Origin of the sequence: Paenibacillus sp. J31TS4, assembly GCF_018403265.1 — a bacterium.
Taxonomy (GTDB): Bacteria; Bacillota; Bacilli; order Paenibacillales; family NBRC-103111; genus J31TS4.
Window position 1 is genome coordinate 54679 of record NZ_BOSI01000009.1, and the last position, 13857, is coordinate 68535.

Genomic DNA, 13857 nt, shown 5'->3' on the forward strand with positions numbered 1-13857 from the left:
GCCTAACCGCATACACCAAGGCATTGGCTCCGTTACGCCAACGCCGCGAGTCCAGGAAGGGACCGTGGCGTTGGCGTTTTTTCGTCCTATGGGCCGTCGCTGCGTCAGCCGAACGTCCAGCATGCCGGCTCGGCAGCCTCCTCCGTCTCTTCCCTCTCCGGCCCATGCCGGGTCGCCGTCCGGGCGTCGTCCGCCGCTCCCATCGCGAAGAGGAGCGGCGGCAGGAAGACGCCGGCCGGCGTGAAACCGGGAAAGGCGGGCGAGGCAGAGCTGCTTGTGCTCCCAGCGGAGGCGAGTGTGTCGGTGCCGCGGACGCTATCCGCGCAAGCGTGCGGGTCGGCGTCGTGAACGCTCCCGGCGGAGGCGAGCGGGTCGGCGCTACGGTCGGTGTCCGCGCAGACGGGCCGGCAGCCGTCGAACAGCGCTTGCAGGCGCCAGCCCGCGAGCTGCTCCCGCAGCCAGCCGCCTGTCGGCAGCGCCGCTCCCGCGAGCCTGGCCGCCGTGCTGCCGTAAGCGGCCGCTTCCGCCGCGTCGGTGCCGTGCACCGGGGCGGCCGGCGCCCCGCCCACAATGAGCACGTCCCGCCCGCGCAGAGGGGCGAGCGCCAGCCCGAGCCGGTAGTATGCGCAGCCGGCCAGCTGCGCGTCTGCCGCGATCACGACGACCGGCGTGTCTCGCGGCGCGAGAAGGCGCAGCATCGCTCCCAGCTCCGGCGGCACCGGGCAGGCTCCCTCCGAGAGGCAGGCGATCCCTCTCTCAGTCAGCAGCCGGTGCACGGTGACGAGGAGCGCTCCCTCGCGTCCCGTCGTCTCTCCCGACACTCCGGCCCCGATCCGCAGCAGGCCGCAGCCTGGCTGCACCGTGACCGCCACAATGCCCGCCGGCTGCGGCAGTCCAATCATCAGCTCGGCGAGCCGATTGGCATAGCCGGCGGCCGCTGCCCGCGTTCCGTCCCGCAGCAGCGGCCCGCACGCCGTAAATAATGACGGCATCATGCCGTTCCCGCCTTTCCCGATCCGGCCTCAGCCTCGGTGCCGGACCGCCCATTCGCATAGAATAGTCTGCTCCTAGTATCCCCTGCGCGATAGCGGTTTCATACTCTGCTGGAAGGTGCGGGATCAGGCGTTTTTCTTTACTTGGGAAGGCAGGTTCAGTACGATGGAGAGTAGCCACAACAAGACTGCATCGGAGGAACCTGCCATGACCGGATTCATACTCGACCTGGACGGCACGATGTACGCGGGGAACTCCCCGATTGAAGGCGCGGACGCCTTCGTCGGGCGGCTGCGCTCGGACGGGCTGCCGTTCCTGTTCGCCACGAACAATTCGTCCCGTCGCCCCGAAGAGGTGGCGGCCCATCTCGCCCATGCCGCCCGGACGGAGGCCCGGGTGGAAGAGGTGCTCACCTCAGCCCAGGCGGCCGCCCGTTATGTCGCGGAGCGACATCCGGGCGCCCGCGTCTACGCGATCGGCGAGGCGGGGCTGGCCCAGGCGCTCGCCGAAGCGGGACTTACGCTGACGGACGACGCCCCCGACTTCGTCGTGCAGGGCATCGACCGGCACTTCGACTACGCCAAGCTGGCGGCCGCGGTCCGTCATATCCGGGGAGGCGCCGGTTTCGTCGTGACGAACCCCGATCATCTGCTCCCGGGAGACGGCGGGCTGAATCCGGGAGCGGGCTCCATCGCCGCCGCGATCCGGATCGCTAGCGAAGCCGAGCCGGTCGTCATCGGCAAGCCGTCGCCGATTCTGCTCGGCTACGCGCTGGAACGCCTCGGACTGTCACCGCAGGACGCCTGGGTGGTCGGAGACAACCTGTGGACCGACATCAAGGGCGGCCGCGAAGCCGGCTGCCGGACGGCGCTCGTCCTGACAGGTGTCGCCTCGCCCGAGACGGTAGAGGAACAGATACACCGCTCCGGCGTCCGCCCGGACCTCGTCTGCCGCGATCTGCCGGAGCTGTACGAGCGGCTGCTCTCCGACGGCCTGCTCCGCTAAGCGGCTCCGCACGCACGCTCACGCGCACTTGCTAGCTTCCCGCACGCTTGCTACCGTGCACGCATCCGCTAGCTGCTCGCAAGCACGCGCCCGCGTATGCGCTAGCCCGCTTCGCACGCACGCGCACGCTGGCCGGCTTCCCGTACTCCTGCTGCCCCACACGTGCTGGCCAGCTCCCACGCATGCCAAAAAGCCCTCTGGGCGGCTCCTCAGAAGAGGATGCCGCCCAGAGGGCTTTTGCCTGCGCGGGGCCGCCGCATGCGGGTAGCTTCACGCCATCCGCCAGCGGCCAAAGCGGCCTGCGCCGAAGCGGGCCACCACCGTCATCGAGCAAGGCCCGCCCTGCGGCTTGCCCTGCCCGCCCGCCGCTCTCTAGCGCTCGGCAGCCGGCAGATATGTGTCGGAGTTTAGCGTACCGTTCCGGCGGAACGCGTCGTACACACCCTCCTGGCGGGCTTCGTCGGTCTCCACCAGCACGAGCATCATGCCGCCGCGTACATAATCGTCGTACGCCTTGGCCTCGTCCTCGGAGATGCCGAGGCCGACCAGGCTGCCGACGAACCCACCGGCGCTGGCCCCGATCGCCGCTCCGGTCAGCGTCGCCGTGATCGCGCCGGCCGCGAGCAGCGGCCCGATGCCGGGAATCGCGAGCGAGCCGACGCTCGCGAACAGGCCCGCCGCGCCGCCGATGACGCCGCCTGTCACGGCACCCGCCGCGAGGCCCTTGGCCCCCTTCGTGCCCGTCTGCTCCTCGACCGCCGCGGTTTCTTTTCGATCCTTGGCGACAATCGAGATGTCGTCCTCCGTATAGCCCTGCTCCTTCAGCGCTTCGATCGCCCCGATCGCCTGCTCTTCCGTCTCGAATACGCCTACGATTTTTCTGCTCATGGTAGTCCCTCCTGTTCGCATCGCTTCGCTTGTCTCATCCTCCTACTCTTTACCCGATCGTCCGTTTCTTCAAACGACAGGCCCTCCCTCCGCCCTCCCCGGGATTCTCCTTCCGCCAATTTCCCATGCGGCGGGGGTGCCCGCCGCTTAAGGTTTTGTTAAGATAAAAGCAACGCCTCCGTTAAGAACTGGCGGCTATACTGGAAACTAACCGTAAGCAGGCGCCCGTCCCAAGGTACGAGGCTGCCCGCTGCGAAAGGAAGCGGCCGCGGATCGCGGTCCTCCATCATCAAGCAAAGAGAGTGAAGCTGCATGGCCAACGAAACGATTCTCGTCGTCGACGACGAGAAGGAAATTGTCGACCTGCTCGAAATCTATCTGCGCAACGACGGCTACCGGATCGTCAAAGCCTATAACGGGCTGGAGGCGCTCCAGGAGCTCGAAAAGCAGGAGGTCGACCTCATCATCCTCGACATCATGATGCCGCACATGGATGGCATCCAAGCGTGCCTCAAAATCCGCGAGCAGCGCAACATGCCGATCATCATGCTGTCCGCCAAAAGCCAGGACATGGACAAGATTACCGGCCTCAGCATGGGGGCCGACGACTATGTCAGCAAGCCGTTCAATCCGCTCGAGCTGCTCGCCCGCGTCAAGTCTCAGCTGCGCCGCTATCACCGGCTCAACACACCGGGCCAGCCCCGCGACGAGGAGATCGAGATCGACGAGCTGACGATCAACACGGCGACGCACGAGGTGCGCATCGACGGGCGGGAGATCAAGCTGACGCCCCGGGAATTCGCAATTCTGGAGCTGCTCGCCCGCAACCGGGGAATGGTGTTCAGCATCGAGCGGATTTACGAGCGGGTGTGGAAGGAACAGTTTTTCGAATCGGAGAATACCGTCATGGTCCATATCCGCAAAATCCGTGAGAAGATCGAGGATAACCCGCGGCAGCCGAAATACATCAAGACGGTTTGGGGGGTAGGCTACAAAATTGAAGCTTAACCTCCGGTTTTTTCCGTTTAATTTCATCGGCGATCTGCTGCGCTTCCTCCGCCGCTCGTTCCGCCTGCTCCGCGACAACGTGCTATCCAGCATCCGGCTCCAGCTCATTTTTACGTTCATCGTCTGCAGCGTGGCGGCGGTCATTGTCTTTTCGCTGACGTCGATGTCGCTGAGCCGCCAGCAGGAATACCCGCAAATCGACTACTCGCGCGGGATGCGGGACATCGAGGAGCATGCCAAATACATGGTCAACTACCTCAAAAGTCCCGTCGTGAACGAGCAGGAGGCGCTCTCCTTCCTGAATCGGGAGATGCAGCGGTCGGAATACAAGATTCTCGTGCTGACGACGGACGGCAAGGTCCTATACAAGACGGCCGACGCGCCGGAAACCCAGGTCGACATCTACAACCTGTTCGCCAACACGGTAAGCGACCGCATCACCTACGACTCGAGCACGGACGTCGTGAACACCCGGCGGGAGTTCGTCAGCTTTTATCCGGTGGACCTGAAGTCCCAAAAGGCGTATCTGGTTGTCAGCGGCATGCCCACACCCGAGATTACGTATACGTATAGCGTCACATCCGGCGTAGGGCCGGTCTCGCTGCTCACCTCCGTTGCGGCGTTCGTGCTGCTGTTCTATTGGATGACGAAACGCAAGATGAAGCATGTCGAGTCGCTCGCCGACGGCCTGCTTGAAATTTCCAAAGGCAATCTCGAGTACCGAATTGCCGCCTCCGGCAAGGACGAGCTCGGCCAGCTCGGGGAGAACATCAACTATATGGCCGCGGAGCTGAACCGGACGATTGAGGAGGAGCGGCGGGCCGAGCGGACGAAGAACGAGCTGATCACGAATGTGTCGCACGACCTGCGCACGCCGCTCACGCTCATCATCGGCTATCTGCGGCTGCTCAAGGACAAAAATTACGAGGACGAGAAGCAGGCGGACTCTTATGTCAATATCGCGTTCTCCAAATCCGAGAAGCTAAAGCGGCTCATCGACGATCTGTTTGAGTATACGAAGCTGTCCAATCACGGCAACCGTCTCGTCACCGAGCGGGTCAGCCTGAACGAGCTGCTCGAGCAGCTGCTGGAGGAGCACGTCGGGCATGCGGAGGAGAACCAGCTGCGCCTGCTGCGCGACCTCCCCGCGGAGCGCCTGCTCGTGCAGATCGACACGGATAAGATCATTCGGGTGTTTGATAACCTTCTCAGCAACGCGATCAAGTACAGCGAGAAGCCCGGCCTCATCACCGTAACGATGACCAAGGAGCCGGGCTGGGTCAAGGTCTGCGTTGGCAATCGTGGACGGCCGATCCCCAAGGAGGAGCTTGAGCGGCTGTTCGAGCGCTTCTACCGCGTGGACGCCTCCCGGACGTCCGAATCCGGAGGCTCGGGTCTTGGCCTTGCGATCGCCAAGAGCATCGTCGAATCGCACGGCGGCGAGATCTGGGGGGAATCCGAGGCCGACGAGGTGCGCTTCTGCGTCCGGCTGCGGCTCGATGGCGACGAGGGAGTTCCGCCCTCCGGAGGCTATGGGCGTATAGGCGTCTGACCGGATAGGTTCTGACCGCTCGGGCAGCTATAGGCTGCTGGGCCCCATCCACGGGGGCTCCGGCCTGCGGGCCGGCATCCCGGGGATCGAAGCTCTCTCATCTCCTCCCTCAGCCGCCTTCGAGAATACGCCTCGGATTACCGCGGGAACTGGAAACACTTGCCAGTTGGAACGAAAGCCTTCATACTCAGGTTATAATTGACGGCATCGTCTCTTGCGACGCCCGAACCGAAGTTAGGAGGGCCTCTTGCCGTGAAGCTTCCGTTTGCCTTTGCCGCCGAATTGCTGAGGGTGCTTCTCCTCGTACTGCTCGTCCCTTCGCTCTTGTGGCTGGGGGAGAAGCATCTGCTCGGGGAGGAGCTCGCGAGCGGCGGGATCGTCCGGCTGGCCATCGCCAACTATCTGCTGCTATTCCTCTTGTACCGCGGCCGTCTGCAGAAGACGGGCTGGCTCCCAAGCGGCCGGCAGCACGGCCTGTCCCCCGCCGCCGGATGGACCGTCGGGCTGGCTGCCGCCGGTTTGATCCTGTCGGTCTTGTTCTGATACGAATGCACGTACAAGCCCAGCACACGACTAATTCACGCCGCCGGGGCCAGCATTATGTCCCGACAGACCCCAGCAGACGAGCTCCGCGCGGAGCTTTCCCAACTTTCCGGCTTGCCGGATCGGACGGTCCGCGCTATAATGGGTCCGTAACAGCTGCTTACGCTTCAATATAACCGAATACCAACGGGGTGCTGGAATCGGCCGGCTGAGATTGTATCCCTCCAAGATACTGACCCTCAAACCTGATCTGGGTAATGCCAGCGTAGGAAACGGATTGCTAGTTTTTTTGAGCATGCGCGCTCCCGATCAGGGGGCGCTTTTTTGTGCGCCGCCGTCCCGACTCCTCCTCACCTGCCGTCAAACTGGAGGAACCGACATGATTTCGTCTAGCCGTACAACGACAAACCGCACCAAAAAGACCCTCATCACCACCAGCCGTCTCACGCTCCGCCGTTTCACCGCACTGCTGCTCGCCTCTCTCCTCGTCCTGCTGGCCGCCTGCGGCTCCAAGGACAACTCGGCGTCCGGCGCTTCCGGTGCACAGGCAGGCGATGGCGGCAAGAAAACGCCGGTCAAGGTCGTGCTCGACTGGTCGCCGAACACGAACCATACCGGCCTGTACGCCGCCCAATCGCTCGGCTACTTCGCCGAGAACGGACTGGACGTGCAGATCGTGCAGCCCGGCGCCGCCGGCTCGGAGGCGATGGTCGCCTCGGGCGAGGCCGCGTTCGGCGTCGGCACGCAGGAGGGCGTGACCCAGTCCCGCATCCAGGGCGTCCCGATCGTCTCGATCGGCGCCATCATCCAGCACAACACGTCCGGCTTCGCCTCGCCGGCGGCCAAGAACATCAAGACGCCGAAGGACTTCGAGGGCAAAACCTACGGCGGCTGGGGCTCGCCGAACGAGCGCGCCATGCTGCAGTCGCTCATGCAGAAGCAGCAGGCGGATATCAACAAGGTGAAGATTGTCAACGTCGGAGACGCGGACTTCTTCACCGCCGTGAAGAGAGACATCGACTTCGAATGGATCTTTTACGCCTGGACCGGCATCGAGGCGGAGCTGCGCAACGAGCCGCTCAACATGATCTACCTGACCGATTATTCTAAGCAGCTCGACTACTACACGCCGCTCCTGATCGCAAGCGAGAAGACGATCCAGCAGAAGCCCGAGCTGGTGCGCAGCTTCATGGCCGCCGTCTCCAAAGGCTACCAGTACGCCATCGACCACCCGCAGGAATCGGCCGATCTCCTCGTCAAGGCGGTGCCGGATCTCGATCCGAAGCTTGTAAAGGCCAGCCAGAAATGGCTGAGCCCCAAATACAAGGACGACGCTCCGCGCTGGGGCGAGCAAAAGAAGGAAGTCTGGGAAAATTACTACAACTGGATGAACGATCACAAGCTGCTCGAGGGTACGACCGACGTCGGCAAGGCGTTCACCAACGACTTTTTGCCGGCCAAGTAGCAGGCGCTTGCCGTCTCTCCACGCCCTTCCGTCCAGCCCGGCAGACTTGTCCGGCCTGAGCGGACGGCTGGGGGTAGCCGGACCCGGGTGAAGACCGAAGCATGGATTCACAGCATACCGAAAGGGGCATCCGTTCGATGAACAACGCACTTCTCAGCATTCAAATCCTCCCGAAGACACAGGCGGGAGAAAGCGTCATTCCGTATGTCGATCAAGCCATCTCGATTATCCAGCAGTCCGGGGTCAAGTACCTCGTCGGCCCGCTCGAGACGACGATGGAGGGGGATCTGGACGAGCTGCTCGCCATCGTGAAGCGGATGAACGAAGCGATGATCGCTATCGGCTGTCCGGGCGTACTGTCGCAGATCAAGATTTCCTACAATCCGATCCAGGGGGCGTCCATGGACCGGCTCACGGAGAAATACAGATGAAGAAACGGCAGCTGGCGGCCTCCCTATGGCCGCCTCTTGCAGCTTTGGCGCTCCTCGCGATTCTGTGGCAGCTCGCCGTCTCGCTCTTCGGCATCGCCTCTTGGATTCTGCCGAGCCCCGGCCGGATCGCCCAGGAGGCCGTCTCCGGCTTCACCCGGATGCAGGAGCATGCCGGCTCGACGATCCGGCTGACGCTGCTCGGCTTCTCGGTCGGCTCGTGCACCGGAATCGCGGTCGCCTGCCTGCTGCACGTTATCCCGGGTGCCAAGCGGGCGCTCTATCCGCTGCTCATCGTCAGCCAGAACATCCCGATGATCGCGCTTGCCCCGCTGCTCATGATCTGGTTCGGCTTCGGCCTATTGCCGAAAGTGATCGTCATTACGCTCGTCTGCTTTTTCCCGGTCGTCATCGCGACGCTTGACGGCTTTCTGCAGGCCGACCCGGTTATGCGCAGCTACATGAACATGATCGGCGCCACGCGCATCCAGATTTTCCGCAAGCTCGAATGGCCGGGCGCGCTGCCCTCGCTGTTCTCGGGACTCAAAATCTCCGGCACTTACAGCGTCATGGGAGCCGTCATCGCCGAATGGCTCGGCTCCGAGAAGGGCATCGGCGTCTATATGCTGCTGGCCCGTTCTTCGTTCCGGACGGACCGGGTCTTCGTGGCGATCGTCTGGATCGTGGCGCTGAGTCTGGTGTTATTCGGCCTCATCCTGCTTCTCGAGCGGCTCCTCATCCGCTGGAAGCCGGCTTCGGCCGCGAATAAGGAAAGGGAGTGACGCGAATGGCGCTCATGCAAGAACGCCCGCAAGACGGAACGCCTCCGGCCCAGACGGCGCCGGCAGCGCCCTGCCTGGAGCTTGATGGCCTCGCCAAGTCGTTCGGACGGGGCCGCCGGCAGGTTCGCGTGCTGGAGAACGTCTCACTGACAGTTGGCCAGGGAGAGTTCGTCTCGCTGATCGGTCCGTCAGGGAGCGGCAAGAGCACGATCCTGCACCTCATCGGCGGCCTTCTTCCTCCGGATGCCGGCGCCATCCGCATGGAGGGGCGGGAGGTGACGGGGCGCAAAGGGCTCATCAGCTACATGCCCCAAAGCGCCGCCCTGTTCCCGTGGCGGACGATCGAGGACAACGCCGTTCTTGCCCGCGAGGTCGCCGGTCTGCCGCGGGCGGAGAGCCTCGCGCTCGCCCGGGAATGGCTCGCCAAAGTCGGCCTCGCCGGCTACGAACGGGCGTACCCGCATATGCTCTCGGGCGGCATGCAGCAGCGCGCCGCCTTCGTGCGGGCGCTGCTCAGCCCGCAGGAATTCCTCTGCCTCGACGAGCCGTTCGGGGCACTCGACGCGCTGACGCGGCAGGACATGCAGCAGTGGCTGCTGGCGCTTTGGGAGGCGAACCGCCGCTCGGTGCTGTTCATCACGCACAGCATCGAGGAGGCGCTGCTCCTGTCCGACCGCGTCTACCTGCTGTCCGGCAAGCCGACGCGCGTCCTGCGCGAGCTCCGCGTCCCGTTCGGGCGGCCACGGGCCGAGGATGTCGCGGACGATCCCCGCTTCCTCGAGCTGAAGCGGGAGATCTACGAAGAGATGAAGCGGGAGCAGGCGCGGCAGGAGACCGCAGCCCGCGAAGCGGCGCCGCCGGCGGGACGCTTCGGCTTCCGCCGCTGACGCCGGGGGCCGCTATGCGCTACTACGATGCTCATCTTCATCTCGACGACTACCCCGAAGCCGAGCGCGAGCGGATGCTGCACGATCTGCCCGGCCTCGGATGCGCCGGCGTCATCGCCGTCTCCAAGCATCTCGCCTCCTGCCGGACGACCCGCGAGTTGGCACTGCGCCATCCCGAGCTCGTCCATCCGGCGTACGGCTTCCATCCCGAGCAGCCGCTGCCCGGCGAGGAGGAGACCGAGGAGCTCCTCGCCTGGATCCGGCGGCACGCCGAGGAATGCGTCGCGATCGGCGAGATCGGCCTGCCGTACTATACGCGCACGGAAGCGGAGCGGCGGGGCGAAGCCTTTGACCAGGCGCCGTATCTCCGGCTGCTCGACCGGCTGCTCGCACTGGCCGCCGAGCTCGGCAAGCCCGTCGTCCTGCACGCGGTATACGAGGACGCCGAGGTCGCCTGTGACCTGCTGAACCGGCACGGGATCCGGCGCGCGCATTTCCACTGGTTCAAGGGAACCCCCTCGACCGTGGACCGGATGATCGCGGAGGGGAGGACGATCTCCTTCACACCGGACCTCCTGTACGAGGAGGAGATCCGGCAGCTGGCCGCACGGTACCCCGCCGAGCTCACGCTCGCGGAGACGGACGGCCCGTGGCCGTTCGAGGGACCGTTCGCCGGACGCCCGACGCACCCGGCGATGGCCGCCGATGTCATCCACGCGTGGGCGGTCATTCGCGGGCTGTCCCCCGAGGAGGCATCCTCCCTGCTCCTCGCCAATACGCGGAGGTTCTACGGCCTGAAGGACTGACGGGAGGGGCCTGACGGGAACCGCCGCCTCTCTCCAGACGAAGGGACCGCCGATTGCCGGCGGTCCCTTCGTTTTGCGCTTGCCTGTCTCTTCTCATGCCGGCACCCCGATGCTCGGCCGTCCAGCCATGCTCGGGCGCCCGTTCCTACCGACGCCTGATATCCCGGTAGATCCTGGCGATCCGGGAATACAGCCCCGGATCGGGATGCCGGCGGAACAGCTGAAACCCGGGATTCGTATTCGCCTCAAGAATCCAGGTCCGATGGCTGCGGTCGACGGCCAGGTCGAGGCCGAGTTTGCGCACCCTCGGGTACCGATGGCTGAACGTCCGCGCCACCTGGCGTCCAATCCGTTCGAACGTGCCCAGCGTCCGGCCATAGCTGCGGTGCGAATAGCCCTTTCCCTTCACTAGCACCCGGTAGACCGAGACTGCCCTTCCCCCGCTGTTCAGGTTGGTCACAACCTTTTTGGGTGCCGCCCGCTTCCCGATGACACCGAGATGGATCCAGTTCCTATCCGGCTTAAGCATCAGCATGCGGAAGTCTACCGGCCGCTTGCCCAGCTTGAGCATATGCACCCCTTTTTGAATGAGGTAGGGCCTTCTGAACAAGCCCGATAGGGCATAGGCGACGCTTTCCCGGCTGCGGTAATAACGCTTCGAGCGGCCGGACTGGACCAGGTAGCGGCCCCGGTTTTTTTGAATCTTGACGATTCCGTTTCCGTGCGTGCCGTAGACCGGCTTCAAATAGATAGACGAATACCGCTTGAGGTAACGGTAGAACGTTCGTTTGGTCAAGAGTCGGGTCTTGGGCAAATGGCCGCGCAAATAGGGATCCCGCGCCAATAAGGTATGCTTCACCCACTTGCTGGCAATATGCTTTGTTGCGGACGCCATGAACAGGTCAACTCCTCTTCGTGCTTCACTCTCTGCTCTCAGCGTATGAAGAAGCGAGGATCCTGCTTGTTTGCCAACCTATTCGGCCGAAAAATAATCGCCTCCTGGCCTAACTCCCGTTCCCCCCCTGCAAGTCGAGCGGGACTCCGGCGTTCGTCGGATCGCCTGGGGGTTAACGGTACCTCCCGAACGCACGGCGAACCTCTTCCCAGGCAGTCTCCTAGCCTCGAAGGGACTCCCTCAAATACCTTCCCGTAATCGACTGCTCTGACCGAACGATCTCTCCCGGTGTGCCCTCGAACACCACCTGGCCGCCCTTGCTTCCCCCGTCCGGTCCCATATCGAGGATCCAATCCGCCTGGCTGATCACCTCGAGATTGTGCTCAATAACGATCACCGTATTGCCGGCATCCACGAGACGGTTCAGAATCTCCAGAATGTGCCCGATATCCGACATATGCAGGCCGGTCGTCGGCTCGTCCATCACGTAGATGCTGCCCTTCTTATGCAGCTCGCTCGCCAGCTTGATGCGCTGGCATTCCCCGCCCGACAGCGTGCTGAGCGGCTGGCCGAGCGTGAGGTAGTCCAGCCCCACATCCTTCATCGCCTGGAGCTTGCGCACCACCTCTTTCAGCTGGAAAAACCCTAATGCCTGCTCCACCGTCATCTCCAGCACTTCCGCGATGGATTTGCCGTCCAGCTTGTAGGCAAGCACCTCTTCCTTGAACCGTCGGCCTTCGCACACCTCGCACGGCAGCTTCACGCTGTCGAGAAAAGCAAGGTCCGTATACACGACCCCGAGCCCTTGGCAGTTCTCGCAAGCCCCTTTGGAGTTGAAGCTGAACAGACCGGGGCTTACCTTGTTCACCGAAGCAAACGCTTTGCGCACATCATCCATAATGCCCGTGTAGGTCGCGGGATTCGAGCGGGTGGATATGCCGATCGCGGACTGGTCGATGACGACCGCGTCCGGATGCTGGCTCAGGAAGACATCGTGAATGAGCGTACTCTTGCCCGAGCCGGCGACACCGGTCACGACCGTCAGCACGCCGGCTGGAATCTCCACGCTCACATCCCGCAGGTTGTGCAGCGTCGCATTGTGAATGGGCAGCTTGCCCGCCGGCTGCCTGTATTCCGGCTTCAACTGGAGCGGCCGCTTCATATGGGTGCCGGTCAGTGTATCGGCCTCCAGCAGCCCTTGGTAGCTTCCTTCATACACGACGGTCCCTCCGCGGCTGCCGGCATAAGGTCCGACGTCGACAATATGATCCGCCACCTTGATCACGTCGGGATCGTGTTCGACGACGAGCACGGTGTTGCCCTTGTCGCGCAGCTTCTGAAGCAGGCCGTTGAGCCGGTGGACATCGCGGGGGTGCAGGCCGACGCTTGGCTCGTCGAAGATGTAGGCGACATCGACCAGACTGCCGCTCAGGTGCTTCACCATCTTGACCCGCTGTGACTCGCCGCCGGACAAAGTATCCGTCTCCCGGTCCAGCGTCAAGTAGTCGAGCCCGATTTCCACCAAATGCTCGAGCCGCTCCGCCAGCGACTTGACGATGGGCGCGGCGGCTGGATGGTCGATCTCCCGAACGACGCGCAGGAGCCGGCCGACCTCCATGGATGCCATTTCCGCAATGTTGAGTCCGTTGATTCTGCAGCTAAGCGCGGCCTGACTGAGTCTTGCACCACGGCAGGTGGAACAGGTCCCCTCGACGATGTAAGGCATAACTGTTTTTTGCGTACGCTCGGACTTCGTCTTCACATCCTGCTTGATGTATTTGTTGGTGAATTTCTCAATGGCGCCTTCCACCGTAATGTTCACGGTCTTCCCGCCGAATTGTGTCCCTACTTTCTTCGCCTTGCCGTACAGCAACTGCTCCAGCTCTTCCTCCGAATAATCGCTCAGCTTCTTGTCCGGATCGAAAGGACCCGCCTGCACGAGCATCGCCCAATCTAAGCCGTCCACCGAATAGCCCGGCAGCAAGATAGCCCCTTCCCGGAGCGACTTCTCCATGTCCACTGCCTTGCTCATATCGACAACCAGGCTGCGGCCGAGCCCGCTGCATTCGGGACACATGCCCTGAGGATCGTTAAACGAGAACATGTGCGGTTGTCCCACATAAGGCTGACCTACGCGGGAGAAGAGCAGCCGGAGAATGGGAGAAATATCGGTAATCGTGCCCATCGTGGAATGGGACCCTCCGCCCAGCCGCTTTTGGTCCACAACCACCGCCATGTTCAGATTCTCGAGTGCGTCTGCCTCAGGCTGAGGAAACCGCGGCAAAAAGTTGCGGACGAACATGCTGAAGTTTTCGTTCAGGAGACGCTGGGACTCGGCGGCGATCGTATCAAAGACGATCGAGGACTTGCCGGATCCGGATACTCCGGTGAAGATGGTGATCTTGCGCTTGGGGATGCGCAGGGACACGTTCTTGAGGTTGTTTTCCCTCGCCCCCGAGATGACGATATATTCCTGCTTCCATTCGTTCATGCTTTCACCCTTCCGCTAGTCTTTCTTCCTATTCTTTCATTGTACCATTATCCCCTTTCTCTTAATCTTCCTTTTCTGGTTTTTCCGCCCCAATAGAAAGAAAGGCCATCCCTT

13 protein-coding genes and 1 riboswitch are annotated in these 13857 nt (G+C 63.1%); of the genes, 9 read left to right on the forward strand and 4 right to left on the reverse strand.

All coding sequences use genetic code 11. From position 1 onward, the window contains the following. Nucleotides 1–104 precede the first annotated feature (104 nt). Nucleotides 105–995 (reverse strand): class III extradiol ring-cleavage dioxygenase family protein, encoded by an 891-nt coding sequence (locus KJS47_RS22345; RefSeq protein WP_213527896.1) that lies wholly within the window; start codon nucleotides 993–995, stop codon nucleotides 105–107. 205 nt (nucleotides 996–1200) lie between these two features. Between KJS47_RS22345 and KJS47_RS22350 the strand changes: the two genes are divergently transcribed. Continuing rightward, entirely contained in the window at nucleotides 1201–1998 is a 798-nt protein-coding gene (locus tag KJS47_RS22350; RefSeq protein WP_213527898.1) for an HAD-IIA family hydrolase, read from the forward strand. A gap of 372 nt (nucleotides 1999–2370) precedes the next feature. Here KJS47_RS22350 and KJS47_RS22355 read toward each other — a convergent pair whose 3' ends face one another. Beyond that, a complete protein-coding gene (locus tag KJS47_RS22355; RefSeq protein WP_213527900.1) occupies nucleotides 2371–2886 on the reverse strand; it encodes a general stress protein in 516 nt (171 codons plus the stop codon). A gap of 312 nt (nucleotides 2887–3198) precedes the next feature. Here KJS47_RS22355 and KJS47_RS22360 point away from each other — a divergent pair, with 312 nt between their 5' ends. From KJS47_RS22360 to KJS47_RS22395, 8 genes are all read left to right on the forward strand, one after another. Beyond that, nucleotides 3199–3894, forward strand: a complete 696-nt coding sequence (locus tag KJS47_RS22360; protein WP_213527902.1) for a response regulator transcription factor — start codon at nucleotides 3199–3201, stop codon at nucleotides 3892–3894. Beyond that, nucleotides 3884–5446, forward strand: coding sequence for a sensor histidine kinase (locus KJS47_RS22365; protein ID WP_213527904.1), 1563 nt, complete (start codon nucleotides 3884–3886; stop codon nucleotides 5444–5446). Before KJS47_RS22360 ends, KJS47_RS22365 begins: the two co-directional genes overlap by 11 nt. Nucleotides 5447–5698: 252 nt before the next feature. Then, entirely contained in the window at nucleotides 5699–5989 is a 291-nt protein-coding gene (locus KJS47_RS22370) for a hypothetical protein (protein ID WP_213527906.1), read from the forward strand. A gap of 177 nt (nucleotides 5990–6166) precedes the next feature. Then, nucleotides 6167–6278, forward strand: a riboswitch (TPP riboswitch). 90 nt (nucleotides 6279–6368) lie between these two features. Next, a complete protein-coding gene (locus KJS47_RS22375; protein ID WP_213527908.1) occupies nucleotides 6369–7454 on the forward strand; it encodes an ABC transporter substrate-binding protein in 1086 nt (361 codons plus the stop codon). Between the two features lie 137 nt (nucleotides 7455–7591). Then, nucleotides 7592–7885 (forward strand): thiamine-binding protein, encoded by a 294-nt coding sequence (locus KJS47_RS22380; RefSeq protein ID WP_213527910.1) that lies wholly within the window; start codon nucleotides 7592–7594, stop codon nucleotides 7883–7885. Next, nucleotides 7882–8664, forward strand: coding sequence for an ABC transporter permease (locus tag KJS47_RS22385; protein WP_213527911.1), 783 nt, complete (start codon nucleotides 7882–7884; stop codon nucleotides 8662–8664). The genes KJS47_RS22380 and KJS47_RS22385 overlap by 4 nt, the downstream gene beginning before the upstream one ends. Nucleotides 8665–8678: 14 nt before the next feature. Further along, nucleotides 8679–9551, forward strand: coding sequence for an ABC transporter ATP-binding protein (locus KJS47_RS22390; protein WP_249716667.1), 873 nt, complete (start codon nucleotides 8679–8681; stop codon nucleotides 9549–9551). A gap of 14 nt (nucleotides 9552–9565) precedes the next feature. Continuing rightward, on the forward strand, nucleotides 9566–10357 hold the full coding sequence (locus KJS47_RS22395; RefSeq protein ID WP_213527915.1) for a TatD family hydrolase: 792 nt from the start codon (nucleotides 9566–9568) through the stop codon (nucleotides 10355–10357). 145 nt (nucleotides 10358–10502) lie between these two features. Here the strand turns inward: KJS47_RS22395 and KJS47_RS22400 are convergent, their stop codons facing one another. Next, nucleotides 10503–11252, reverse strand: a complete 750-nt coding sequence (locus KJS47_RS22400; RefSeq protein WP_213527917.1) for a YheC/YheD family protein — start codon at nucleotides 11250–11252, stop codon at nucleotides 10503–10505. Nucleotides 11253–11472: 220 nt separating this feature from the next. Beyond that, nucleotides 11473–13743: an ATP-binding cassette domain-containing protein gene (locus KJS47_RS22405; RefSeq protein ID WP_213527919.1), complete on the reverse strand. Its 2271-nt coding sequence runs from the start codon at nucleotides 13741–13743 to the stop codon at nucleotides 11473–11475. Between the last annotated feature and the right edge of the window lie 114 nt (nucleotides 13744–13857).

Bases quoted from the DNA above. Each gene is read 5' to 3' on its own strand.
- KJS47_RS22385 (WP_213527911.1), top strand. From the start codon at position 7,882: ATGAAGAAACGGCAGCTGGCGGCCTCCCTATGGCCGCCTCTTGCAGCT.
- KJS47_RS22405 (WP_213527919.1), bottom strand. From the start codon at position 13,743: ATGAACGAATGGAAGCAGGAATATATCGTCATCTCGGGGGCGAGGGAA.
- KJS47_RS22345 (WP_213527896.1), bottom strand. From the start codon at position 995: ATGATGCCGTCATTATTTACGGCGTGCGGGCCGCTGCTGCGGGACGGA.
- KJS47_RS22380 (WP_213527910.1), top strand. From the start codon at position 7,592: ATGAACAACGCACTTCTCAGCATTCAAATCCTCCCGAAGACACAGGCG.
- KJS47_RS22350 (WP_213527898.1), top strand. From the start codon at position 1,201: ATGACCGGATTCATACTCGACCTGGACGGCACGATGTACGCGGGGAAC.
- KJS47_RS22360 (WP_213527902.1), top strand. From the start codon at position 3,199: ATGGCCAACGAAACGATTCTCGTCGTCGACGACGAGAAGGAAATTGTC.
- KJS47_RS22375 (WP_213527908.1), top strand. From the start codon at position 6,369: ATGATTTCGTCTAGCCGTACAACGACAAACCGCACCAAAAAGACCCTC.
- KJS47_RS22400 (WP_213527917.1), bottom strand. From the start codon at position 11,252: ATGGCGTCCGCAACAAAGCATATTGCCAGCAAGTGGGTGAAGCATACC.
- KJS47_RS22355 (WP_213527900.1), bottom strand. From the start codon at position 2,886: ATGAGCAGAAAAATCGTAGGCGTATTCGAGACGGAAGAGCAGGCGATC.
- KJS47_RS22390 (WP_249716667.1), top strand. From the start codon at position 8,679: ATGCAAGAACGCCCGCAAGACGGAACGCCTCCGGCCCAGACGGCGCCG.
- KJS47_RS22395 (WP_213527915.1), top strand. From the start codon at position 9,566: ATGCGCTACTACGATGCTCATCTTCATCTCGACGACTACCCCGAAGCC.